Source organism: Sinorhizobium prairiense (genome assembly GCF_029201645.2).
GTDB lineage: Bacteria > Pseudomonadota > Alphaproteobacteria > Rhizobiales > Rhizobiaceae > Sinorhizobium > Sinorhizobium meliloti_A.
Genome location: NZ_CP104131.1, coordinates 2,497,775 through 2,521,772 on the forward strand (window position 1 = coordinate 2,497,775; position 23,998 = coordinate 2,521,772).

Annotated in this window: 27 protein-coding genes; 6 read left to right on the forward strand and 21 right to left on the reverse strand. The window is 62.8% G+C overall.

Features of this window, described 5'->3' with window-relative positions:
- Positions 1-18: 18 nt before the first annotated feature.
- The 8 genes from flgG to N0Q91_RS14750 all read right to left on the reverse strand — a co-directional run bounded on the left by flgG (position 19) and on the right by N0Q91_RS14750 (position 5,682).
- Complete coding sequence (gene flgG, locus N0Q91_RS14715; RefSeq protein ID WP_018094226.1) at positions 19-807, reverse strand: flagellar basal-body rod protein FlgG; 789 nt, start codon at positions 805-807, stop codon at positions 19-21.
- An 11-nt stretch (positions 808-818) separates the two neighbouring features.
- Positions 819-1,154, reverse strand: coding sequence for a flagellar hook-basal body complex protein FliE (fliE, locus tag N0Q91_RS14720; protein ID WP_100669589.1), 336 nt, complete (start codon positions 1,152-1,154; stop codon positions 819-821).
- A complete protein-coding gene (flgC, locus tag N0Q91_RS14725; protein WP_003529902.1) occupies positions 1,154-1,573 on the reverse strand; it encodes a flagellar basal body rod protein FlgC in 420 nt (139 codons plus the stop codon). The genes fliE and flgC overlap by 1 nt, the downstream gene beginning before the upstream one ends.
- Positions 1,574-1,579: 6 nt before the next feature.
- Positions 1,580-1,960, reverse strand: a complete 381-nt coding sequence (flgB, locus tag N0Q91_RS14730) for a flagellar basal body rod protein FlgB (protein WP_003529904.1) — start codon at positions 1,958-1,960, stop codon at positions 1,580-1,582.
- 218 nt (positions 1,961-2,178) lie between these two features.
- A complete protein-coding gene (locus N0Q91_RS14735) occupies positions 2,179-2,730 on the reverse strand; it encodes a flagellar protein (RefSeq protein WP_275596770.1) in 552 nt (183 codons plus the stop codon).
- Positions 2,727-4,130, reverse strand: a complete 1,404-nt coding sequence (fliI, locus tag N0Q91_RS14740) for a flagellar protein export ATPase FliI (RefSeq protein ID WP_275596771.1) — start codon at positions 4,128-4,130, stop codon at positions 2,727-2,729. The genes N0Q91_RS14735 and fliI overlap by 4 nt, the downstream gene beginning before the upstream one ends.
- Before the next feature lie 45 nt (positions 4,131-4,175).
- Complete coding sequence (gene flgF, locus N0Q91_RS14745; protein ID WP_275596772.1) at positions 4,176-4,901, reverse strand: flagellar basal-body rod protein FlgF; 726 nt, start codon at positions 4,899-4,901, stop codon at positions 4,176-4,178.
- A 1-nt stretch (position 4,902) separates the two neighbouring features.
- Entirely contained in the window at positions 4,903-5,682 is a 780-nt protein-coding gene (locus N0Q91_RS14750; RefSeq protein ID WP_275596773.1) for a DUF1217 domain-containing protein, read from the reverse strand.
- A 223-nt stretch (positions 5,683-5,905) separates the two neighbouring features.
- Here N0Q91_RS14750 and motA point away from each other — a divergent pair, with 223 nt between their 5' ends.
- The 6 genes from motA to N0Q91_RS14780 all read left to right on the forward strand — a co-directional run bounded on the left by motA (position 5,906) and on the right by N0Q91_RS14780 (position 11,222).
- On the forward strand, positions 5,906-6,784 hold the full coding sequence (motA, locus tag N0Q91_RS14755) for a flagellar motor stator protein MotA (protein ID WP_018094219.1): 879 nt from the start codon (positions 5,906-5,908) through the stop codon (positions 6,782-6,784).
- A gap of 1 nt (position 6,785) precedes the next feature.
- On the forward strand, positions 6,786-7,733 hold the full coding sequence (locus N0Q91_RS14760) for a FliM/FliN family flagellar motor switch protein (RefSeq protein ID WP_275596774.1): 948 nt from the start codon (positions 6,786-6,788) through the stop codon (positions 7,731-7,733).
- A gap of 55 nt (positions 7,734-7,788) precedes the next feature.
- Positions 7,789-8,361, forward strand: coding sequence for a flagellar motor switch protein FliN (gene fliN, locus N0Q91_RS14765; RefSeq protein WP_275596775.1), 573 nt, complete (start codon positions 7,789-7,791; stop codon positions 8,359-8,361).
- Positions 8,362-8,448: 87 nt separating this feature from the next.
- Positions 8,449-9,486, forward strand: a complete 1,038-nt coding sequence (fliG, locus tag N0Q91_RS14770) for a flagellar motor switch protein FliG (RefSeq protein WP_275596776.1) — start codon at positions 8,449-8,451, stop codon at positions 9,484-9,486.
- A gap of 210 nt (positions 9,487-9,696) precedes the next feature.
- Positions 9,697-10,779 (forward strand): flagellar biosynthesis protein FlhB, encoded by a 1,083-nt coding sequence (gene flhB, locus N0Q91_RS14775; RefSeq protein ID WP_100669601.1) that lies wholly within the window; start codon positions 9,697-9,699, stop codon positions 10,777-10,779.
- A 2-nt stretch (positions 10,780-10,781) separates the two neighbouring features.
- Entirely contained in the window at positions 10,782-11,222 is a 441-nt protein-coding gene (locus tag N0Q91_RS14780) for a BspJ family T4SS effector nucleomodulin (protein WP_512557049.1), read from the forward strand.
- Between the two features lie 55 nt (positions 11,223-11,277).
- On the opposite strand, the gene visR is transcribed toward N0Q91_RS14780, so the two are convergent.
- The 13 genes from visR to N0Q91_RS14845 form a co-directional block, all read right to left on the reverse strand.
- Positions 11,278-12,018: a transcriptional regulator VisR gene (gene visR, locus N0Q91_RS14785; RefSeq protein ID WP_275596777.1), complete on the reverse strand. Its 741-nt coding sequence runs from the start codon at positions 12,016-12,018 to the stop codon at positions 11,278-11,280.
- Between the two features lie 11 nt (positions 12,019-12,029).
- Positions 12,030-12,767: a transcriptional regulator VisN gene (gene visN, locus N0Q91_RS14790; protein WP_100669607.1), complete on the reverse strand. Its 738-nt coding sequence runs from the start codon at positions 12,765-12,767 to the stop codon at positions 12,030-12,032.
- Positions 12,768-13,592: 825 nt separating this feature from the next.
- Positions 13,593-15,266, reverse strand: coding sequence for a flagellar basal-body MS-ring/collar protein FliF (gene fliF, locus N0Q91_RS14795; RefSeq protein ID WP_275596778.1), 1,674 nt, complete (start codon positions 15,264-15,266; stop codon positions 13,593-13,595).
- A gap of 310 nt (positions 15,267-15,576) precedes the next feature.
- Positions 15,577-15,951, reverse strand: a complete 375-nt coding sequence (gene cheT / locus N0Q91_RS14800) for a chemotaxis protein CheT (protein ID WP_127598117.1) — start codon at positions 15,949-15,951, stop codon at positions 15,577-15,579.
- A 30-nt stretch (positions 15,952-15,981) separates the two neighbouring features.
- Positions 15,982-16,533 carry a chemoreceptor glutamine deamidase CheD gene (gene cheD / locus N0Q91_RS14805; protein WP_018094208.1) on the reverse strand — a complete coding sequence of 184 codons (552 nt, stop codon included), beginning with the start codon at positions 16,531-16,533 and terminating at the stop codon, positions 15,982-15,984.
- Complete coding sequence (locus N0Q91_RS14810) at positions 16,530-16,919, reverse strand: response regulator (RefSeq protein WP_003529938.1); 390 nt, start codon at positions 16,917-16,919, stop codon at positions 16,530-16,532. Before N0Q91_RS14810 ends, cheD begins: the two co-directional genes overlap by 4 nt.
- Positions 16,919-17,968 (reverse strand): protein-glutamate methylesterase/protein-glutamine glutaminase, encoded by a 1,050-nt coding sequence (gene cheB, locus N0Q91_RS14815; protein WP_275596779.1) that lies wholly within the window; start codon positions 17,966-17,968, stop codon positions 16,919-16,921. Before cheB ends, N0Q91_RS14810 begins: the two co-directional genes overlap by 1 nt.
- A complete protein-coding gene (gene cheR, locus N0Q91_RS14820; protein WP_275596780.1) occupies positions 17,965-18,873 on the reverse strand; it encodes a protein-glutamate O-methyltransferase CheR in 909 nt (302 codons plus the stop codon). Before cheR ends, cheB begins: the two co-directional genes overlap by 4 nt.
- Positions 18,870-19,337 (reverse strand): chemotaxis protein CheW, encoded by a 468-nt coding sequence (locus N0Q91_RS14825; RefSeq protein WP_275596781.1) that lies wholly within the window; start codon positions 19,335-19,337, stop codon positions 18,870-18,872. The genes cheR and N0Q91_RS14825 overlap by 4 nt, the downstream gene beginning before the upstream one ends.
- Before the next feature lie 5 nt (positions 19,338-19,342).
- Positions 19,343-21,616 carry a chemotaxis protein CheA gene (locus N0Q91_RS14830; protein WP_275596782.1) on the reverse strand — a complete coding sequence of 758 codons (2,274 nt, stop codon included), beginning with the start codon at positions 21,614-21,616 and terminating at the stop codon, positions 19,343-19,345.
- 20 nt (positions 21,617-21,636) lie between these two features.
- Positions 21,637-22,002 carry a response regulator gene (locus N0Q91_RS14835; RefSeq protein ID WP_275596783.1) on the reverse strand — a complete coding sequence of 122 codons (366 nt, stop codon included), beginning with the start codon at positions 22,000-22,002 and terminating at the stop codon, positions 21,637-21,639.
- A 3-nt stretch (positions 22,003-22,005) separates the two neighbouring features.
- The gene (locus N0Q91_RS14840; protein WP_100669617.1) at positions 22,006-22,299 is read right to left on the reverse strand and encodes an STAS domain-containing protein; all 294 of its coding nucleotides are present in this window, start codon (positions 22,297-22,299) and stop codon (positions 22,006-22,008) included.
- 24 nt (positions 22,300-22,323) lie between these two features.
- Positions 22,324-23,925 carry a globin-coupled sensor protein gene (locus N0Q91_RS14845; protein ID WP_275596784.1) on the reverse strand — a complete coding sequence of 534 codons (1,602 nt, stop codon included), beginning with the start codon at positions 23,923-23,925 and terminating at the stop codon, positions 22,324-22,326.
- Positions 23,926-23,998: the final 73 nt, after the last annotated feature.

A 23,998-nucleotide genomic window follows, 5' to 3' on the forward strand; every position in this document is an offset into this window, starting at 1 on the left:
GTTTGCCTCCTCTTCCTGTTACCTCAGGTTCTTGCTCACCGTGGCGGCCATTTCGTCCGCGGCCTGGATGATCTTCGAATTCATCTCATAGGCACGCTGGGCCGAGATGAGGTCGGTAATTTCCTTGACCGGGTCGACGTTCGAAGATTCCAGGTAGTTCTGCTTGATCTGTGCAAAGCCCGGATCGGCCGGCGTGCCGACGATCGGATCCCCGGACGCCGGCGTCTGCCGGAACAGGTTCTCGCCCATCGGCTCGAGGCCCGCCTCGTTGACGAAGTTCGCGATCGTCAGCTGTCCGACTTCCTGCAGTTCCGTGTCGTTGCCGATCCGCACCATCACCTGGCCCGACGAGGTGAAGACGATCTCGGTCGCGTCCTGCGGCACGGTGACGCCCGGAACCACGGTATAGCCATCGATGGTGACGAGCTGGCCCGTAGCATTGGTGTTGAAAGCCCCCGAGCGGGTGTAGACCGTCTCGCCATCCGGCGTCTCGATCTGAAACCAGCCGCGGCCGACGAGCGCGAGGTCGTAGTCGTTGCCGGTATTGACGAGGCTGCCCTGGATATGAAGGTTGCGCACGGCGGAGGTCTGGACGCCCAGGCCGATGATCGCGCCTTCCGGCACGATCGCCTGGTTCGAGCGGTTAGGGACGCCCTGCGCCCGCTCGGTCTGGTAGAGCAGGTCCGAAAATTCTGCGCGCGCCCGCTTGTAGCCGGTCGTGTTGATGTTCGCGATGTTGTTCGCGATGACTTCGAGATTCAATTGCTGGGCGTTCATGCCCGTGGCGGCGATGGAAAGGGCCTTCATGTGTCTTTTCCTCAGATCTGCATGCGCGCGATTTCGAGATAGGCGGTGACCACCTTGTCGCGGATGGCGATTGCGGTCTGGAGAGACTGCTCGGCGCTCATGACGGCATCGACGACTTCGCGGGTATTCGCTTCTCCGCGGATCGCCTGAAGCGAGACCCCCTCGGCAGACTTCATCGAGCGGATGGCGTCCGTGGTCATGTTGCCGAGGACTTCGGCGAAGCTCCCCGCCTGAGGCGCGGCCGCGCCGGCACCCGGCATAACGAGCGAGGCGGAAGAGGTCGGGCCGGCGCCTTCGGTCTCCCTGATGGTCGAAAACGCCCCTAAGGACTGAATTGCGTCGATCATTATTGCGAAGCCCTCAACAGGTCGATTGTCTGGGAGATGAGATCGCGAGACTGCTTGATGGTCTGCAGATTGGCCTCGTAAGCGCGGTTGGCCTCGCGCATGTCGGCCATCTCGATCAGGATGTTGACGTTCGGCAATTTCACCATGCCCTTTTCGTCGGCGGCCGGATTGCCCGGGTCGAACTCGATGTTGAAATCGGAATCGTCCGTGCCGAGGCGTTCGACCTCGACGAGGGACGCGCCGCTTGCCCGGTCGACCTCCGCGGCGAAGCTGATCGTCTTGCGGCGGAAAGGATCGGCGCCGGGGGCGTCACCGGTGGAGCGGGCATTGGCAATGTTTTCCGAGACGATGCGCAGGCGCGTCGATTCCGCCTGCAGACCGGAGGCGGAAACCTTAAGGGCGGAGGTCAATGGATCCATGGTCGCTTACTTCCGTACCGTCATGAGAATCATCCGGTGAAAGGACTTCACCAGCCCGGCATTGAGCTCGTAGTCGCGCTTGATCGCGCCGGTCTTCATCAATTCCTCTTCGAGCGCGACCGTATTGCCGGATTGCTGCACCGCCACATCGTCGAGAGCGCTGACTTCGGTCACATGGGCGGCTTCCGGGCTCTCGGTGAAATGGGCGCGATGCGTCGCGGCCATTTGGATGCCGGTGTTCTGGAGCACGCTTTCGAAGGGCTGGACGTCTTTCGCCCTGTAGTGCGGCGTATTGGCATTGGCGATGTTGCCCGCCACCACGTTCTGGCGGACGGTGAGCCACTGGGCCTGCCGCGACGCGAGTTCGAAAAGCTGAATCGGTTCCATCAAGAGCTCCTGCTGATGATGGCGAACCTAGGCCGGTAATCTTGCGTGGGACTTGTCGAGGATGCGGAAGGAACCGTTTCGGGCGTCTCATAAGGCCCGTCCCCGACCCCTCCCCACAAGGGGCGGGGCTATTTCTGCCGCACCCTCGCGGCCCGAAAAGCCCCTCCGGAGGGGTTGGGAAGGGTCTGGACGTCCTTCGCCACGCCTCGGCAAAGGCGCTACTTCGCCGCGAAAATCTCGCCCTTGGACGTGATCATCACCCAGCGGCCGTCGCGCTCCTCGAAGGTCGCAAGCCGGCTGTTGTCCGGCAATACCGAACCGATACGGACGATATACATGCCGCTGGCATCCTCGATGAGCGCGCGGCCATTGGCGACGTGCATGAGTTTGAAGCTCTCTTTTGCGGGGAACGGCTGATCGGGAGCCCCCATGTCCGTGCCTTCGGCGGGATCCTGGTCGAGTCCCGGCACCGTCGCGGTCGTCAGGCGATCGACCGCGGCGGCGGTCTCCTCGTCCATGTCCGTCATCGCCAGCGGCGACACCGAGAGGATCTGCCGTTCCGGGCGCTCCGGCAGATCGCGCGTCGTTCCCTGCCAGAGCGAAGGCATCGAGAATTTCTCCGGATGCAGATAGACGTACCAGGGCAGCAACGTCGCGCAGGCAGCCATGGCCAGGCCGATCGCGCCGAGTATCTTGTCGATCAGCGGCATCCCGGTTTCGCGGCGGCGTTGGCGCACGATCTCGTCTGCATCGAAGTCCGTCAAATTCATCCCCTTCCGCGCAGGCCGGCGGCGCCCGGCTGATTGCCCATCGCGGCTGCCTTCAGCACGTTGGCGAGGTCCGTGAAGGCGTCGAAGGCGGGCCGTTCGCCGGGCATCTGCTTCAATACGTCGTAGATGACCGGCACCTGCTTGATCGCCATGTCGAGATCGGCGTCGCCGCCCGGCCGATAGCCGCCGATGAGCCGGAGGTCCCGGGTTTCCTCGAAGCGGTGGATCAAGGATTTCAACCGGGCGACCAGCTTCTCCTGGTCCGGCGTCCAGGCCTTTCTGGCGAGGCGCGAGATGGAGGCGAGCGGATTGACCGGCGGGTAGCGCCCCTCTTCGGCAAGGCTTCGGTCGAGGACGATGTGCCCGTCGAGAATGCCGCGCGCCGAGTCGGCGACCGGGTCGTTGTGATTGTCGCCGTCGACCAGGATCGAAATGATCGCCGTGATCGTGCCCGTTCCCTCGGCGCCGGGCCCGGCGCGCTCAAGCAGCCGCGGCAATTCGGTGAAGACCGAAGCCGGATAGCCGCGGGCGATCGGCGGCTCCCCCGCTGCCGTCGCCACCTCGCGGATCGCATGAGCGAAACGGGTGACGCTGTCGACGATGAGCAGCACGTTGTCGCCCCTGTCGCGATAATGTTCGGCAATCGTGACGGCGGTCAGCGGAGCCATTTTTCTCAGCATCGGGCTCTCGTCGCTGGTGGCGACGACGGCGACCGATTTCGAAAGATTGTCGCCCAGCGTGTCCTCGATGAACTCGCGCACTTCGCGGCCGCGCTCGCCGACCAGCGCGATCACCACCTTGTCGAAGGCGTCGGCGCGGGCCAGCATGGAAAGCAGCGTCGATTTGCCGACGCCGGAACCCGCGAAGATGCCGAGGCGCTGCCCGAGGCAGAGCGGGGAGAAGATGTCTATCGCCCGCACGCCCGTCTTGAAGCCCTGCTCCACCCGCTTTCGCGTCATGGAGGGCGGCGCGGTGTTCGCGATCGAGCGGCGGATGTCGCCCTGCAGCAGCGGACCCAGACCGTCGATCGGCTCGGCCAGCGCATTGATGGTGCGGCCGCACCAGTTGTCGGTCGGCGCTATGCGGAAGGCGCCCTTGCGGATGACGACGTCATGGATGCCGATCGGGTCCCCCGGTTCGATCGGGCAGACGACCACCCGCTCGGGCTCCACGCGGACGACTTCGCCGAGATGGGTGCCGGTCGTGCTCTTGTGCGCGACGAAGTCCCCCAGCCGGACATGCCGCGACAGGCCGCTGACCGTGTAGTGCCCCGGCGAAATCGTCTGGACATGGCCGCCCGGTGCGATGGCAAAGTCGGGATTTGCATAGCGCTCGACCAGCCCGGCGAGCGCCGCGAGCGACGTCGACGTTGCAGTTTTTTCAGCAGCTTCGCGTGCCATCCGGCTTTCCGTTCCGTCCCGCCCTAAATTCCGTCGACAGAATCATCAACGGCTGCCGCCGAGCGTCTCGATGGCTTTGTCGAGCGATCCCTCACTGTCGCGCATCAGCGCGGTGACGTTGTCGAAGGCGCGGGTGATCATGATCAGCTGCGACATTTCCTGTACGGCGTTCACGTTCGACTCCTCCAGGAAGCCTTGCATCACGCCGACATCGAACCGGTCAACGACCGGCTCCGGCTGGACAGCCGGCATAACGGAACTGTTGTCGTAACGCATGAAGCCTTTGCTGAAATCCGTCTCGTAAAGCCCGAGCAGGGCGATCTGCACGCCGTTCTGGTGAATGGCTCCATCGGCACCGACGGTAATTTCACCGGCACCGCCGTTCAGCTGGATCGGCGCGCCGCCGGCATCGAGCACCGGATATCCCTTGATGGTCACGAGCTCGCCGGTCTCCGTCAGCGTGAACCGGCCGTCGCGCGTCAGCGCCGGGCCGCCGGGCGTCTCGATCGAGAACCAGGCGTTGCCCTTGATGGCGAAATCGAGCGCGGAGCCGGTGCGCGCGAGCGCGCCGGTTTTGCTGCTCAGGAATTCCTCGCCTTCCGACACATAGGAAACCTTGGTCGGCCTGGTGTCGCCAAGCACCTGGTTGAACTTCACTTCCGTGGCGCGGAAGCCGACCGTGTTGGAGTTGGCGACATTGTCGGCCAGCGTATTCAGGCGCTTTTCAAGCGCCATCTGCGACGAAAGCGCGACATAGAGACCGGTCTGCAAATTAGCGTCCCCCGAGTTTGAGATTGTTGATGGTCAGAAGCAGGTCGGGAGAAATTCCGTAGCCGCTCGACGCGCCGAAAACCGCAAGCGGGTCATAGCCGCCGGAAGGATTGTCGATTTCCCAAAGGGCGGTGAAGCGGTCCAGGAACTCGGCTGTTTTCTGAGGGTCCTGGAAAGCCTTGAAATCGATCGCCGCCTCGTAGGCCTCCGCCTGACGATCCACATCGGCGGCCGCGAATTCGGCCGGCAGCTGCAGGACGGTACGGACCACACTCGAGAGGGCCTCGTCGGCCATGATTTCGTAGCCATTGGCAATCGTCGGCGCCATGCGCTGGAAATAGAGCGCCAGCCGCACGCCGGTGTTTTCCTCGCCGGCTTTCTGCTCCAGCGTCTGCCGCGTGTATTTTTCGGCTACGCCCTTCTGCGCCCTCTCGAAGGCAGTAGCGGCTTCGCCGTGCCGGGCGAAATTCAACGACTCCACCAGCGCCTTGTAGCGCCCGTCGGCCAGCTTGTTGGCAAAGGCGTCGTCACTGTCGATGCCTTCGGCGAGCACCTTGCGCATGAAGGCCTTGGCATAGGCCATGTCCTCGAGGCCGTGCGCCTTCATGGCGTAGTTGTAGAGCCGGCTGTCGGCGAAGAAATCGTCGAGCGTTTTGATGCTGCCGATCTTCGACAGATAGTATTCCGTCTCGCGGGCGACGTCCGGCTGCGCCGAAACGCGTTCCAGCGATTTCGTCAGATCCGCAGTGATCAGCCTGTAGCTCGTATAGGTCGTCGTCACGATCGGCTCGCCCTGTCGCATGAAGCGTGAGGAAATGTGTGCGGTCTTCAGCCCGCACCGACTGTCGGGGTTCGGACGCGATGCGATCCTACCCTGGCCAACAACCCTGACGCCGTTGGCTTGCGCGAACCTGTCCCGGACGCCGGGTCTCCGCGGCCAGCCTCACGCAAGGATCGGATCCTATTTCAACGGAGGAAAATCACGATCGCGACAGGTATCGGCAATGAACATCATCATCGGGCTTCTTGTGACTTTCGGCTGTATCCTCGGCGGTTACATGGCGATGGGCGGCCACCTGGAAGTCCTCAACCAGCCCTTCGAGCTGATGATCATCGGCGGGGCCGGCATCGGCGGCTTCATCATGGCCAACTCGATGAAGGTGGTCAAAGACACCGGCAAGGCGCTCGGCGAGGCCTTCAGGCACAAGGTGCCGAAGGAACGTCAATACCTCGACACGCTCGGCGTCCTCTACAGCCTGATGCGCGACCTGCGGACGAAGTCTCGCAACGAGATCGAGAGCCACATCGACAATCCGGAAGAATCCTCGATCTTCCAGTCCGCACCCACCGTTCTGCAGAACAAGGAGCTGACCGCCTTCATCTGCGACTATGTGCGGCTGATCATCATCGGCAACGCCCGCTCGCATGAGATCGAGGCGCTGATGGACGAGGAAATCCAGACGATCACCCACGACAAGATGAAGTGCTACCACGCGCTGACGAGCATGGGCGATGCGCTGCCGGCGATCGGCATCGTCGCGGCGGTTCTCGGCGTCATCAAGGCGATGGGCGCGATCAGCGAAGCACCGGAAGTGCTGGGCGCCAAGATCGCCGCCGCACTCGTCGGAACGCTGCTCGGCGTGTTCCTTTCCTATTCGATCGTCGGCCCCCTCGTCGCAAACATCAAGTCCGTACGGGAAAAGCAGAACCGGCTCTATGTCATCGTCAAGCAGACGCTGCTTGCCTACATGAACGGTTCGGTTCCGCAGGTCGCACTCGAATACGGCCGCAAGACCATCTCCGCCTATGAACGGCCGTCCATCGATGCGGTCGAACAGGAAATGATGAATCCCGGCGGCGGCAGCGAAAGCAAGGCGGCCTGACATGAGCACGAGCACCGCATCGAACGTCCATGCATTCGACAGAAGGCTGATCGCGCGCATGACCGGCGCGCTCGGCGACGACAAGGCCATCGGCCGAACCGCACTCGAGCTTGCCCAGGTCTTCGCCGAACTCCTGCCCGGTGTCCTGCAATCGGAGACCGGATGCGACTTCACGATCGCCTATGCGGGCTTCCGGACGGGGCTCCGCAACGAGCTCATCGCTGCTCTCGGAGACGGGGTCCTGCTCGGCGATCTCTCCCTGAGAAACTGGTGCGCGGACTTCCAGGTCGGCTGCGACAGTCCGGTCCTGATCGCACTTGTCGAGGCTCTGCTCGGGGCCGAACCGACGAGCATCGAGGAGCCGGCCCCACGCTCTCTGTCGAAGATCGAGATCGATGTCGCCTTGCCGGTGTTTCATGGCATCGCCGAGGTCCTGCGCACTGCAGTGAACGCGCCCGGCGGGTTCGAGCCCGTTGTCGGCCGTCCTTACAACAGCGCGGAACGGCCAAAGCCCGATCCAGTGCTTGAAGACGTCTTCGCAGCCTCGATCGACATGACCATAGGCCTCGGGCCGGTGCTCTCCACTTTCTCGGTCATCGTCCCGCAAAGCACGCTCCTCAAGACTCGCATCATCTCTCGCAAAGGTGCCGCCGAGGACCGGAACGCGAAGACCGAATGGACGGAACAGCTGGAGGAGCAGGTCCGCCGATCGGCCGTCGCGCTCGAGGCACGCATCCGGTTAGAAAGCCTGACGCTCGACACTCTCAGCCGCCTGCAGCCCGGGGATGTCATCCCATTTCACGACGGGCAGGATGTCCGCGTGGAGGTGAGCGCCAACGGGCGCGACCTCTATGTCTGCGAGTTCGGCCGTTCGGGTTCGCGATATACGGTCCGGGTCAAGGATACCCACGGCTCCGAGCAGGACATCCTTCGCCACATTATGAGTTAATCCTCCCTCGCCTGGCAGAATGCCTGAGGCAAGCTTCAACTGGAATATTCGGCACATGGCACCCAAGAAAGCAGCACCCATCGCAGAACCGGCCGCATTCGCGGCAGACGCCGAGCTCGACCAGGCGATCGACGACCTGCGCGGCGTTCTCAAGAAGGACGGCGAGGCTGACTTCGGCGCCGATTTCGCCGCCGCCGGGCCGCTCGAACAGCCCGTGGATTTCGGCAGCGACTTCGGTTCCGCCGACAGCGCTGGATTCGGCGGGGATTTCGGCGGCGACTTCGCGGAATCCGGCTTCAGCGCGGACTCCGCGGTTCCCGGCGCGGATTTCGATGCGGCACCGGCCGCCGGTGAAACAGCGCCCGGCAGCGGAATGACCGCCAATATGGACCTAATCATGGACATCCCGATCGATGTTCAGATCGTACTCGGGACAAGCCGCATGCAGGTCTCCGGCCTCATGGCGCTCACCGAGGGCGCAACGATCGCGCTCGACCGCAAGATCGGCGAACCCGTGGAGATCATGGTCAACGGCCGGGTGATCGGCCGCGGAGAAATCACCGTTCTCGAGGGCGATGTGACCCGCTTCGGCGTCAAGCTCCTGGAGATCAAAGGCAGCAGGAAATAGAGCGGGATGCGGAAAGGTGTAAGCGGTTTTCCGCCCGCATCCCGTTTCAACTCACTAGGAGCCCGATGATCGGGCGGGGATGAATCCATGACGGATTTCGGAAGTTTCGAGGCACAGGCTCAGGCGCTCGCACAACCGCTGAGCCAGACGGAAAAGGCGGCGGCGGTGCTGCTCGCAATGGGCAAGTCGATTGCCGGGAATCTGTTGAAATTCTTCACCCAGAGCGAGCTGCAGGCCATCATCGCCGCGGCACAGTCGCTCAGAGCCGTGCCGCCGCACGAACTGGAAGCGCTCGTCAACGAGTTCGAGGATCTCTTCACCGAAGGTGCAGGCCTCATGGACAATGCCAAGGCCATTGAGAGCATTCTGGAAGAGGGCCTGACGCCTGACGAGGTGGACGGCCTCCTCGGCCGCCGCGCCACCTTCCAGTCCTACGAGGCGAGCATCTGGGACAGGCTGATGGATTGCGATTCGGCGATCATCGCGCAATTGCTCGCCCGGGAACATCCGCAGACGATCGCCTATGTTCTGTCGATGATGCCGTCGAGCTTCGGCGCCAAGGTGCTGCTGCAGCTGTCCGACAAGCAGCGGCCCGAGATTCTCAACCGTGCCGTCAACATCAAGAACGTCAACCCGAAGGCGGCGGCAATCATCGAGGCGCGGGTGATCGAAATCATCGAAGAGATGGAGGCCGAGCGCAACTCGCCCGGCCCGGCTAAGATCGCCGAAGTGATGAACGAGCTCGATAAGCCGCAGGTGGACACGCTGCTCGCCTCGCTCGAAACGATCAGCACCGATTCGGTCAAGAAGGTCCGGCCGAAGATATTCCTCTTCGACGACATCCTATTCATGCCGCAGCGCAGCCGCGTGCAGCTCTTCAACGACGTCTCCACCGACGTCATCACCATGGCGCTCAGAGGTTCTGCTGCGGAGTTGCGCGAGTCTATTCTCGCCTCCATCGGCGCCCGCCAGCGGCGCATGATCGAATCGGACCTCGCCGCCGGCGATGCCGGCATCAATCCCCGCGATATCGCGATCGCGAGGCGCTCGATCACGCAGGAGGCGATTCGCCTCTCCGCAAGCGGGCAGCTCGAGCTCAAGGAAAAGGAAGCGGAGGCCGCCTGACGCCTCCGGCCTGCCGATCAATCGCGTTTCGTTTCCGGTTTCTGTTGACCCGCGCGGGCGGCCGCACACCCGCACTTGCGCAGGGGCCTGTCCGGGTTCACCACAACAGCGAGCGCTTGCGTCAGCTGCCACGATTCCCTCGCGAATTCGGGTCGAGGGGTAACCGGAAGCGTCGTTCACATTGTCGCCTGCTGAGGAGCTTGCTGTTTCATGGCGGAAGAGCAGGACAAGGACAGTAAAACAGAAGCGCCGTCGGAAAAGAAGATCTCCGACGCGACCGAGAAAGGCAACGTCCCTTTCTCGCGTGAGGTGACCGCTTTCGCCTCGACGCTGGCGATCTACATTTTCGTCGTCTTTTTCCTTTCGGACGGCGCGGCAAACATGGCCGAGGCGCTGAAGGACATTTTCGAGCAGCCGGAAGCCTGGCGCCTCGACACCGCAACCGACGCCGTCGCCCTGATTTCGCATGTCGTTCTGAAATGCGCCGCGCTGGTTCTGCCGGTTTTCATCCTACTTATCGTCTTCGGCGTCGGGTCGTCGATCTTCCAGAACCTGCCGCGGCCGGTCCTCGACCGCATCCAGCCGAAATGGAACCGGGTATCGCCCGTGGCCGGTTTCAAACGGATCTACGGCGTTCAGGGGCTGGTGGAATTCGGCAAGTCGCTGTTCAAGATCATCGTCGTTTCGATCGTCGTCGTCCTCGTGCTCTGGAACGATTATTTCGCCACGCTCGACATGATGTTCTCCGATCCGGTGACGATCTTCACGACGATGATCTCCGACCTCAAGCAGATCATCATCGTCGTTCTCTTCGCCACCGCGACGCTCGCCATCGTCGATCTCTTCTGGACGCGCCATCACTGGTACACGGAGCTCAGGATGACGAAGCAGGAGGTCAAGGACGAGCTGAAGCAATCGCAGGGCGACCCGATCGTCAAATCGCGGCTCAGATCGATGCAGCGCGACCGCGCCCGCAAGCGGATGATCTCCTCGGTTCCGCGAGCAACCCTGATCATCGCCAACCCGACCCACTATGCCGTAGCACTGCGCTATGTGCGCGAGGAGAGTGACGCGCCGGTCGTCGTGGCCATGGGAAAGGACCTGGTGGCCCTGAAGATTCGCGAGATTGCGGAGAAGAACGGCATCCCCGTCTTCGAGGATCCGCCGCTTGCACGCTCCATGTTTGCACAAGTCTCGGTGGATAGTGTCATTCCACCGGTGTTTTACAAGGCAGTCGCCGAACTGATTCACCGGGTTTATGCAGCTCAGCCGCAACAAAGACGGGTGACATGATCTTGAAAAAGTGCCAATTCTCCGAAGAACGAGAACAGATAGTTGCGGAGGCGATCCGTCCGGTTGCGACCGAATTGCGCCTCATCGATGCTGCGGATTTCATCGCGCTCCTGCGCTTCGAGTCCTATGCGAGCATCGCCGATTTGGTGGAATCGGCGGCAGAGCTCTATTTCCTGCCCGGCACCGTGAACTTCGGCCTCGGCGGCAACTATAACCTCGACTGGGACAGTCGCCCGGAGGTTATCCTCGACCTCGAACTGAAGCCCCGCGGCGTGACTGTCTATGCGCGCCTCGTGCTCGCGGGCGATACGGCCGGCATCGAGATCAGCCACATCAACTTTCAACAGCCTTCCGGCAATCCGGACGAGAACACGGCCTTTCTCGCCAAGAGCCTGGCAGAAGCGAAGTTCGTCAAAACCTATCCGCTGCCGCTGGCGAGTTGAGGAAATCGAACAGGCCGCGGCGGGAATTCCGAATCTCGACGGACCTTAGCTATGGCTAGCTGATATAGCCAAGGCGGATCGCCTTGGCTATCGCCTGAATCCGGTTGACGGAGTCGAGCTTCGTCGTCGCGGCCCCGAGATAGGCATTCACCGTATGTATCGAGAGGCCCATCTTGTCGGCGATCTCCTCGCTGATATGTCCATCGCCGGCCATTTGCAGGCAGGCGATCTCGCGATCGCTCAAGGCTTCGGTCTTGAACAGGCGCTTCTCGTCGGCGGCCAGGAGGTCTATCATGATCTGCGCGCTGCGGCCGTGCAGCTCGACGATCTGTTCGCCCGAAACATCGATGTAGCTGCCGGCGAAAATCACGTAGCCGTTGCCCTGCGCGCCGAGCCTTATCGGAAAGGCGATGCCCGAATAGGAAAGCTTGCGCTCTCTCAGCCGGCGCGTGAACGGGCCGAAATCCGAGGCTTCGGCGGTCTGATGCTCGCCCTGACCGTTCCAGAGCACCGGCAGCAGGGAAAGATCGAGATGCTGGAGCAACTCGTCGCCGTAGAGAATGATCAGATCACGCGCGTTTTCCTCGCAAGCGGCTCCCCAGTTGTGGAGGACGCAGGTGAGCTTACGCGTTCCGGGGACGCCCCTGCCATTCGTTCGCAGAACGGCGAAATTCTTGGCGTTGATCTGCCGTTGCATGGCCTGCAAGCGCGTCACCAGCGTCGCCGCCCGCGCCGCGCGGACGTTGCGACCCGACCGGCCGGCGTCGTCGCGATCCTGCGCCACGAGATAAGCCATCGTCACCGCTCCTAAACCAGATTGTTGCGCACCGCGTGGGCGATCGCTTCCGACCGCGTTCGCGTCGCCGTCTTGCGCATTACGCTGGTGATGTAGTTGTTGATCGTGTTGCGGGAGATCCCGAGTATCACGGCGATCTCATCGCTCGTCTTGCCTTCGGCAATCCAGAAAAGACATTCGAGCTCGCGCTCGGTCAGTTCGCATTCCCGGTCGTGGCGCACATCGGCCTTGATCTTGTGACTGGCGACATAGCCGGCAAGCACCGCGATGTCGCGCAGCGCCTCCTGGGAGAGGATCACGTCCTCGGGGAAGAGCAGCATCAACGAGAACCGCGTGCGCCCTACGCTGAAGGTCACGGCGCAATAGCTCCGGCTGACCCCCCGCGGCAAACCGATATCGTCGGGCAGCGTATGGAAGGCCGGCTGCAGTTGGGCGAGGCACTTTTCCAGTTCGGTGATCTTCGTATGGAGCCCGGCGATGATGCCCGAAAGACGCCGAACGATGTCGAACGGCCAGTCGGAACAGACGACAAAATCCAGTCCGCCGTCCTGCGAAACATCGTGCCGGGCGAGAAGGTAATGGGTTGCGCCGACATATTCCGTCAGCGCTGCCAATCCGTTGCCGAGTCCCGTACCCGAGGCCACTTCTCCAAGCCTTCGGATCAGTTGCTCCCTTGATATTTTGCGTCCACAAACCCGCGGCGCAGCGGTCTCCGAAGACCAGACTGCGTCCGACCGCGACATTTCCATAACTCTCAGCCCCCGTGCCGGATTCGGCGCCCTGGAATGTCACGCTTGCCCTGTCGTCCCCGACAGCCGGCTTCGCCGGTATTCTTGCCACCAAGCGAGTATCAGGACGCGAATCAATTGCTAAACTGTACATCGCCGCCCCCAAAAAGACAGGGCGTCCTGTTGCGCGATTACTTGCCAACCTTGCCTTGAGCCATTCACGTATGCGTGAGCCGGTCGGCCGCCGGGCACGCTTTCACCCCGACCAATTCTCTAATCAAGATGTTGATAATAAACGGTATCCTGCAATCGTCGTTTGTGGCCGCGCGGTTGAGAATCCGTCACACCGGACGGGAGTTCGCCCTTTCGTTGCAGATAGGATGCTTTCAGGACGCCTCAACTCTTCATCCAAGACTTACTTTAAGCCGGGGAATGTTGCCGAAATGCATCAAATCCTGGAAGGCTCATTGACAGCAACGCCAGGAATGCGGAAAGTCTGTGCTTGAAATTATATTCCGCCCTTTCGAAGATATATTTTAATACAGCTCCGGATCCCGCAAACAACGCGGAGTAACTGACTGCGCGAGCCGCAGCACGGAGAGCGGCGTGCGAATCTAAATTAATTAAAAATTGGTTTAAATTTTCCGACAGCCATCGGACGGGATCCATGACGAGGGGCGGATTCTTTGACCGGACTCCGCCGTGTCGTCGCCAGCCGGAGCTAGACTCGCCAATACTCTCGGAAGGCCCTTGCGCCGGCGCGGGCCGGATTGAGGCGCGCCCAATAGACAAAGTCCCGCCTGTTGGGCGGGACCTCGTTCCAGTTCAGGTTTCCGCCGGCGTTTTCTACGCTGCCCGATCGACCGCCCATTTTCGCAGGATCTTCGCCGCCCGCTCTTCGCTGATCTCGACCATCCGGGCGAGACGCCGCTCCGGCCCTTCCTTGACGCGGCGGTTGAAGCCCGCCTCGTCGCCGAGATTGAGCAGATCGTCGCCGCCGTCGAAGCCGAAATCGGAGCCGAACCCCTCCATGAGGGCACCCCCTGCGCCGGCGCCTGCCGGCGAGAAATCCGGCAGTTCGAGCCCGGCGGCTTCGCCTTCGAGCTTGCCCGCCTGTCCGCCGAAGCCCAGCTGGCGGGCAAGCGGTCGCATCCCGAACCATACGACCAGGAAAGCGACTGCGACGAAGGCGAGCGCGTTGATGATGCCGCCGAGGTTGCGCGTGAGCATTTCCATGATCCCCGGACCCGGCACCGCCTGGTCGAGGAGCTGTGTCTCCACGAAATCCATGGCGTTCAACGTCACGACGTCGCCGCGGCCCGGATCTATCCCGGCGGCAGAGGAAACGATCTTCTGTATCTCCTGGAGATAGGCATCGATCTTCGCCTGATCCGCCGGTTCGCCAGCCATGGCCGCGAGGCGCCCGCGATTGACGACGACCGCGATCGACAGCCGCTCGATCGAATAGCTGTTCTTGACGGTGGCGATCGTCTTGCTGTTGATCTCGTAATTCGTCTGCTCTTCCTTCTTCTCCGCCTCGTCGCTCGACTGCTGACCGGCTCCGCCGCGCGGCGCGGCCTGGGGGACGTTCTGCTGTACCGTCGCGGCATTGTCCGGCTGCTGCTGGCTGGACTTCTGCTCTTCCTTGATCACGCGCGTCGAGCGCTCGACGCGCGATTCCGGATCGAAGACCGTCTCCTGAATCTGCTGCGCATCGGTGTTGAGCCTGGCGGTGACGCTGGTGCGGAAATTGTCCATCCCGAGGAATGGCGCCAGCGCATTGTCGATCTTCTTTTCGAGATCGGACTGAACGTTCTGGACGACGCCGAGTGACTGATTGAGCGCGCTGTTCGACGGGTCGTCGCCGGATGCGAGCAGTTGGCCGGTCGAATCGAGGACGGTGACGTCGTCGACATCGAGGCCCGGCACGGACGACGCGACCAGATGCCGGATCGAGGACGCGGCGCTGCGGCCGACCGTGGCGCTTGCCCGTATCATGACCGAGGCCGTCGGCGTCTGCTCGGCCTTGCGGAAGCTGCCGCGCTCCGGCATGACGATGTGGACGCGTGCGGCGGCGATGCCGGAGATCTGCTGGATCGTGCGGGCGATTTCGCCCTCGAGCGCCCGAACGCGGGTCACTTCCTGCATGAAAGACGTGAGCCCGAGCGAACCGACATTGTCGAAGAGCTCGTAACCGGCATTGGCGCTGCTCGGCAGGCCGCGCTCGGCAAGCAGCAGACGGGCCTTGCCGGTCATGCCCACGGGCACCTGGATGCTGCCGCCGTCGGTGCCGACTTCGAAGTCGACGTTGGCTTCTGCAAGCGCAATGCTGATCTGGGTGACGTCGCTGCGTTCGAGACCGACATAGAGCGTCTCGAAGGACGGCCGGTTCACATAGATACCGGCACCGAGGACGAAGCCGATCGCCACGACGCCGGCCACGGCAAGCGCAATGAGCTTTCCTTGTCCGAGATTGCTCAGATTTTTCGTGAACATCGAGAATTGATCGAACAGATTCATTCTGTTTCCGCACCCAGTATCGCAAGGCACCCGCTCCGATTATCCGGTCGGTACCCTGCGCAGATCCAACATTCGGGTTTGCTGGAAAACGGCTTGCGCTCAGCCGTTCTGCATTAGCCGCGAATCTACCAGCCCCGGAAGCGAAGCTAGGACACGAAACTTGCGCGAACTTGGCGAAAGGTCAGGTATCGGCGAACTGTCGCGCAGCGCATCGCGCGACCGCCCTCGTCCGCCTGCCGGGAGAGGGTTAGCCCTCGGGTTTAACCCGGGCGCGACCCGAAGGAAGGGCACTCCTCTGCGACGGCGCCGCTCAGAAGGCCTCGAAGTCACCGGCCGCCTTGGTCAGCGGCTGCGAATGCCCATGCCGGAGAATGCCGCTGCCGAGCGCTTTCTTCATGTCGGCAAGCTTGACGAGGCTGACTGCGGTGGTGACGTCGACCAGGCAGGTGTCGGGAATGGAGGCGGTGATGGTATCGATGAACTCGGCGAGCCCGCGCGTCTTCTGCACCGCAAGGTCGATGCCCTGCAGCACCATGATCCTGTCCGCGCCGGCGCCGTCGTCGCTCATGAGTTGAGGCTCTATGCGCTCGATCAGATAAGCGACATCGTGGAGCTCCGTGACGACGCGCATCAGCACGTCCGGCAGAGATTCTTCCGCGTGAGGCTGGTTGTGGTCTTTCTGCATTGTTTCCTCACGTGGCCTCGGCCGGTATGATCAGAAGAATTCGATGGAGCTTTCGGCCGGCTTCGGCACGGCGGGCCGCTGGTCCATCTGAAGCGCCCGCTGTGCCTCCACGCCCGTCAGCGCATATTGGCGCGCGCGCCCGGACGACGGCCAGTATTCGAGCTTGCGTCCGTGGTCGCCGCCGGTGCTTTCGCCGACGATGCGGATACCCTCGTCCATCAGGAACTGACGCGCGAAGGCGGCATTCTGCTCGCCGACGTTCGAGAAACGCGCAATCGTCCTGGCGCCGCCGAAGATCTTCGCCTCCAGCCGGTCGCGCCGCGCCCCCTGCTTCAGGAGGCCGTTGATGAGAAGCTCCATCAGGTGCACGCCGTAGCGCGTGGCGTCCGCGCCGGAGCTCGGCGAGGTCGCCGATCCCGGCAGCAGGAAGTGATTCATGCCGCCGACGCCGGCCACCGGATCGCGCATGCAGGCGGCCACGCAGGAGCCGAGAATGGTCGAAAGCACGATATCCGGATCGTTGACGACCTTGAACTCGCCCTGAATGACATGAACGCGCCTGCCGGCAGCCTCGGTGTTCATTTCAGCGCCCCGAACACGGCCTCGATCGCGGCTTTCATCTTTTCGATCGTGAACGGCTTGGCCAGCACGTTGTTGGCGCCGAGCGCAGCCGCCTTCTGCACCAGGGCGCGGTCGCCCTGTGCCGTGAGGATGATGAAGGCCGCCTTCTTCGTGGCCGGGTTCGCACGCACCGCCTGGAGCAGGCCGAGCCCATCCATTTTCGGCATGTTGAAATCGGAGATGACCAGATGATGGGGATTCTGAGCCATGATCTTCATGCCCTGTTCCCCGTCACCGGCTGCGGTGATCTGCTTGAAGCCGAGCTGCTGCAGTGCGTCGCCCAAGAGCAGACGACTCGTGACCTGATCGTCGACGATCAGAACTTTTATCTTTTCGGCGAGAGACATTATTCGATTCCTTCTTTTCGGGCTGCCGCCGTCTTCAAAATCTCCTCCCCGATCGATCCGAGGGGGAGCTGCGTTTCGACCGCGCCCAATTCATAGGCGACGCGCGGCATGCCGTAGACAACACAGGTCTTTTCGTTCTGACCGAAGGTGCGTGCCCCGGCATGCCGCAATTTCAGAAGACCGGCGGCGCCATCGCGGCCCATTCCGGTAAGAATCACCCCGATGGCGTTGCGGCCCGCCAGTTCGGCGACGGAACCGAACAGCACGTCGACCGAGGGTCGATGTCCGTTGACCGCCGGCTGATCCACCAGTCGGCAGCAGGGCGCGGCGGCATTATGCACCTCAAGATGTCGTTCGCCGCCGGGCGCCAGGTAGACCTTTCCGACCTCGAGCCGCGCGCCATCCGTCGCCTCCTGGACCGTGGGGGCGCAAAGCCGGTTCAGCCGCTCGGCGAAGCTCTTCGTGAAGGTGTGCGGCATGTGCTGCGTGATCACCGTCGGCGGGCAATTCGCCGGGAATTTCTGCAGGACCGTGATCAGAGCCTCGACCCCGCCGGTCGAAGCTCCCATCGCGACGATCTTGCGCCCTGCCCGGTAGTCGGAAACGGCTGTCACCGCCGGCGCGGCCGCCCTGTTGCTGGTGATCATGGACTTGCGCTGCGAACGCGCGGCCGCCTTGACCTTGTCGGCGAGATCGCGGAACGGATGCGGATCCCCTTGCTGCGGCTTGCCGACGCAGTCGAAGGCGCCGATCTCGAGCGCGGCGATCGTCGCTTCCGCGCCCCTATGCGTCAGCGTCGAGACCATGATCACCGGCATGGGCCTCAGCCGCATGATCTTGTCGAGGAATTCGAGGCCGTTCATATTCGGCATCTCGATGTCGAGGGTCACGACATCGGGGTCGAGCTGCTTGATCGCCTGGCGCGCCTCGAGCGCGTCGGCAGCCTGACCGACGACCGTAATGTCCGGATCGGCATTGAGCACGGCGGAGATGAGGCCGCGCATGGTGGCCGAGTCGTCGACGACGAGAACACGTGCGGGAGTGCTCATGCCCGACCTCCGTGGAACTTGCCCGTGTGGCGATAGGTCGTGATGCCGATATTGTCGAAGAGCGCCTTTGCATCCCCCGACACACGTTCCGAGTGGCCGATATAGAGGTGCCCGCCATTGTCCAGCACGCCGGCGAAGCGCGACCAGATCTTCATCTGCGTCGGCTCGTCGAAATAGATCACGACGTTGCGGCAGAAGATCACGTCGAACGGCCCCTTGAGCGGCCACTGCGCCATCAGGTTGAGCTCGTTGAAGGTGATCAGCCGCTTGACGCGATCGTCGACCTGCCACTTGCGGCGGCCGCCGACTTCGACCTCGCTGAACCATTGCTTGCGCATGGCAGGGTTCACCGTCTCGATCGCCGTCGCGTCGTAGGCGCCGGCCCGCGCCAGCGACAGGATCTTCGGGTCGATATCGGTCGCGAGGATGCGAAAGTCGTAGTCCGCGGCATTGGGCAGCAGCGACAGCACCGTCAGCGCCATCGAATAGGGCTCCTGGCCATCCGAACACGCCGCAGACCAGATGCGAACGCGACCGCCGTTCTTCGCGCGGGCGATGAGACCCGGCAAAACGTCAGTTTTCAGGTGCTCGAAATGATGGTTCTCGCGGAAAAAGCGGGTGAAATTCGTCGTGAGATGCGAAAGCATGTCGCGGCGCGCCGCCGCCCCGGCAGGCGAAGCGACGAGCTGGCAGTATTCGCGGAACCCCTTCAGTCCGAGATTGCGGATATGCTTCGAAAGCCGCGAATAGACGAGCGATGCCTTCGATTCGTTGAGATAGATGCCGGCATCCGCGTAGATCATCGCGGCGATCTCGGTAAGATCGCGGCGGGTCAGCGGATATTCTCCGCTCGCGAGACATTCCTCCGGATACGGACTCTGATCGATGTTGGCCCGGACGCTCATGCCGCCTCCCTTTCCTCGCTCGGGAAGACCGAGTCGAGCTCTACGAGGCAGATCATGCGCCCCTCTATCGCCAACACGCCACGTGCGAAACTCCGCTCGAAATCGGACGCGATGTCCGGTGTCGCCTGAATATCGCGGTCGGAGACGGTGAGAATGTCGGAAACGGCGTCGACCAGCAGGCCGACCACCCTGCTGTTGACCTGTGCGACGATGATCACGTGCCGAACCGTCGGCTCGGCCGCCTTCATGCCTAGCCGGGCAGAGAAATCGACGATCGGCAGCACGGCGCCGCGCAGATTGATGACCCCGAGCACGCAGGCGGGCGCATGCGGCATGGGGGTCGCCGGCGTCCATCCGCGAATTTCACGCACCGACATGATGTTGACGCAGAATTCCTGGTCGCCGACGCGGAAAGCGATCAGCTCCCGTCCCCCACTCGTCAGATGTTTTGCGGCATTGGTCATGGGGATTATCCGGCGGCAGCAAGAGACATTTCGGGTTTCAGGGATTGCCCGCGCGACGCAGCAACGATGGCGTCGACATCGAGGATGAGTGCCACGCGCCCGTCGCCGAGAATGGTGGCCGCGGCGATGCCGGGCACATGCGTGTAGTTGGCTTCGAGGCTCTTGATCACCACCTGGCGCTGGCCCTGGATGGCATCGACCATCAACGCGCGCTGGCCACCGCCTTCGGATTCGACGAGAAGCGCCACACCTTCGACCGGGTTGGCCTGTGCCCCGCGAAAGTTAAGGATGCGGCCCACATCCACCAGCGGGCAGAAGGAGTCGCGGATCGAGATCAGCCGCTGGCTGGACCCGAAGCTGTGGATCGCGGAGGCCTCCGGCTGCAGCGTCTCGACGATTGCCGTCAGCGGCACGACGAGCGTCTGGTTGGCGACAGTCACCACCATGCCGTCGAGGACGGCGAGCGTTAGCGGCAGGCTCATGGTGAAGATCGAGCCCTGGCCCGGCTTCGAAGAGATGTTGATGCGGCCGCCGAGTGCCTGGATGGAGCGCTTGACGACATCCATGCCGACACCGCGGCCGGAAATGTCGGAGATCTTGTCGGCCGTGGAGAAACCCGCGTGGAAGATCAGGTTGTCGACCTCCTCGTCCGAAAGGTTTGCGTCCGCGGCAATGAGATCGTTGTCGATCGCCTTCTGGCGCACCTTCTCGCGATTGATGCCGGCGCCGTCGTCTGCAAGCTCGATGACGATGCGGCCGGAACGGTGCTTGGCCGTGAGCCGCACCGTTCCTTCCGGGTTCTTGCCCGCGGCAACCCGTTTTTCGGGCGTCTCGAGACCGTGATCGACCGCGTTGCGGATCATGTGCGTAAGCGGCTCGGCGAGCTTGTCGATGACCGTCTTGTCGACTTCCGTATTTTCACCCTCGGTGATGAGACGGACGGACTTGCCGGTCATGTCGGCGATTTCGCGGACGATGCGGGACATGCGCTGGAAGACCGGCTTGACCGGCTGCGCGCGGATCGCCATGACGCTGTCCTGGATTTCGCGCGTAAGCTGCTGCAGTTCCTCCAGGCCCATATTGATCGACGACGTGCCGTTGGTGTCGTTTTCGATCACGCTCTGCGACAGCATCGCCTGGTTGATGACGAGTTCCCCGACGAGATTGATCAGGCGGTCGACCCGATCGAGATCGACGCGAATGGTCGGGGTCGCGGCGGAAGCGGCCTGCTGGGCGGCAGCCTGTGCCGCCGATGCCGACTGGGAATTGCGGGCATTCTCCGGGGAGACGCGCGCCGTGGACTGCGCCATTTGCAGGACGTTGCTCGCCGTCTGCGCCGCCGCGACGGCCGCATTCCGGGGGTCGCCCTCGCTGGTGGCGGCCCGGTTCTCTTGCCCGGCAGGCGCCCGGGCTTCCTCATCGAGGATCGAAAGGTCGAAGGGGACGGGCTGCATCGGCAGGTCCTCGTCCATCCCGACCATACCGCCGGCAAGCGCGACGTCGAGGTCGCAATCCCACTCGGCGAATTCGAATACGGAGCGGATCGCCTCTTCGCCCTGGTCGGTCTTGAGCGAAACCTTCCAGGAGAAATAGGCCTCCTCCGGATTCATCCGGTCCAGCGGCGGCAGAGTGTCCATCTCGCAATGGATGCTCATTTCGCCGAGGCGCGAGAGATCGCGCAGGAGCAGCGTGGCGTCGTTGCCCTTGGAATAAAGATCCGACTTGGGCTTGAAGACGATCTCATAGGTGGACGGTTCGATCGTCGGCTCGTCGCCTGTCTCGAAATCGTCGAAGGAGAAGGCAACCGGCTGGAAGCCTTCCTCGTTGACGGCCGGAGCAGCCGGGGCAATGCCGGCCGGCGCCGTCTTCGGCGCGGATTCGGCGGCTTGCGGCAATTCGCCGTTGGCGAGTGCTTCGAGTTCCTTGATCAGTTGCCGGCTGCGCGCCTCGTCGACGCCGCCGCCGTCACGGGCGGCGTTGGTGAGATCGGCAAGCACGTCCGCCGATCTCAGCATGACTTTCAGAACGTCCTGATTGGGTTCCAGCCTGTTGGATCGAACGCAATCGAGCGTCGTCTCGAACACATGCGCGAAGGAGACGAGATCGTCGAGCCCGAAGGCGCCGGCGCCGCCCTTGATGGAATGGACCGCACGGAAAACGGCATTCACCGTTTCCGGATCGCGATCGCCGTCATTGAGCTTGAGGAGACCCGATTCCAGTTCCGCGAGTTGCTCCTCGCATTCCTGGAAGAAAATCTCTTTGATTTCGTTCATGTCCATTGGATGGCTGTCCCCGGAATTCAGGCCGTTACGCGCTTGATGGCATCGATCAGCTTGGTCGGGTCGAACGGTTTGACGATCCAGCCGGTGGCGCCCGCCTGCCGCGCACGGTTCTTCTTGTCCGCATCGCTCTCGGTGGTCAGCACGAGGATCGGCACCGCACGGTAGCGATCGTTCTTGCGCACACCCTCGATGAAGCCGAAGCCGTCGAGGCGCGGCATGTTGATGTCCGTTACGATGACGTCGGGGTTGGCCGTGTCGAGCTTCTCGAGGCCCTCGACGCCATCCTCCGCCTGGATCGTTTCGAATCCGGCATTGTTGAGGGTGACGAGAAGCATGTTCCGGATCGTCCGGGAATCGTCGACAGTCAGAACTCTCTTCTTCATTGCTCAAATCTCCTTTGCCATCAGGGGACCGATGTCCGCCCCGATGAGCTGTGTCGTCTTGATGAAAGCGTCGGACACCTCGGCAAAGGTGAAAGACAGGCGATCCGCTTCCCAGCTTCTCGCGGCGGCCATGAGCACCTGGACACAAAGCGCCCCGACGCGCTCGACGGCGGACGCGTCGATCGCCACGGCGCCGCCTTTCAGTGCCAGGAGGCTTTCATGCAGCACCGTTGCCTCGTTCAGGTCCAATACCGGAGCGAGCTTCAGCGTGTTTCGTGCGGAGTTTCTGCTGGCCATTTTTCCCTCGCTTGACATGCCCTGCTAGCGCCGCCATCCAGCCAGATGACGTTCGGAAGTGACTTCGACGAACGGTCCCGTGGTCTCGTCTTCCGGCGCGTCTATCCTCATCCGCGGGGCGAAGCTCGCGGCCGATCTCGCCTGACGGTCGAGATGAAAGCGACGGACGGTCTCGCCCAGCTCCACGATGACACCGTGAAGATCGTCGGCCGATGCGAGTGCCGCGCCCCCGAGTGCGGCGCTTCGGTTCATCGCCCGTGCGATCCCGCCGATCTCCGAGGTTGCGGAGGCAAGATCGCTCACCTGACATTCCGCCTCGCGGGCAATGCCGGTGACGGCCTCGTTTATGGAGATTACCTGTTCTGCGATGCTGCTGATCGCGTGCTGTGTCCGGCCGACGATCTCGACCCCGGCCACGACCTGGCCCTTGGTTCCGGTCACGAGTTGCTTGATCTCGCGCGCCGCTTCGCCGGAGCGTTGCGCGAGCGCACGCACCTCCTGTGCGACGACCGCGAAACCGCGGCCGCTTTCGCCCGCCCGTGCGGCCTCGATTCCTGCGTTGAGGGCAAGGAGATTGGTCTGGAAGGCGATCTCGTCGATCACGCCGATGATCTGACCAATCTTCTCGGCGGAAGCCTCGATGTCCGCCATGGCAGAGATCGCCTGACCGGCGATCTCGCCGCTGCGTTCCACGGCGATCCGCGTCTCACCTGCCTTGGTCTCGGTCTCGGCGATCCGGATCGATCCGGTGCGAATCCGCTCGGTTACGGTGCCGAGGCTCACGAGATGCTGGTCGATGGCTTTCGCTTCTGCGCCGGCATTGCCCGAGAATTCTGCGGCACTGCCGCGCAGCTCCGAGACGATGGCCTCGGCCGCCGTGGCGCGTTTGTCGGCCGCAAGCAGCGCATCCCTGATCTGGCCCAATGCCGTGTTGAGGCCTGCCACGATCGGCTGGTAGGCATCCGGCGCATCTTCCGGAAGACGCGCGGTCAGGTCGCCCTCCCCGATAGCCCGAAGAAAATCCGAGAAGAGTGTCTTCAACTCGCTTTCGTCGTCCCGGCGCTGCTCCGAAAGCTGCCGCTGGTGCTGCTGGCGCAGCGCGTTGAAACGCAGCGAGACTGCAATCTCCGTATCGACGAAGGCAGTGCGCACGAGAGCGGCGACGAGATCGCGGAGTTCTTTCCTGCGTGCCTTGCCGAGGGAGAGGATGGATTTCGGCCAGGCATCCTCGATCGCACCGAGGATAAGGTGCTCGAGCACGATCGAATGACTTGCGATCTGCCAGCGCGGGTCGAGACCCATGCGGCTTTCGGTATCGGCGAGGACCTTTACGCGCTCTGCATAAAGTCCGTCGAAACGCGCATCTGTGAGCACGTTCCAGTGTGACGATTGAAGATCGTGCAGGCGGTCGATCTGGCGGTCGCTGTCGAAGTGCCGCGCCGCGTCGGGGCTCGCCTGCAGGCGGTGCGAGAGGGCGCGCAACGCCAGGTCGATGCGTGGCGAAAGAGCCTGGCGGTGATCGCGCAGCAGCGCGCAGGCATCCTCGTCGAGACCGGCAAAGCGCAGGCGTTCCAGCAGGCTGCCCGCCTGGCCCTTTCTCGCCTGTTCTGACGCTTCCTGTTTCACCCTGGTCCCCGGCTGCTGATACGTCCCGCATTCGAAATCTGCTGGGGAGGGTCGCCGCCGGCGGCCGGTCACG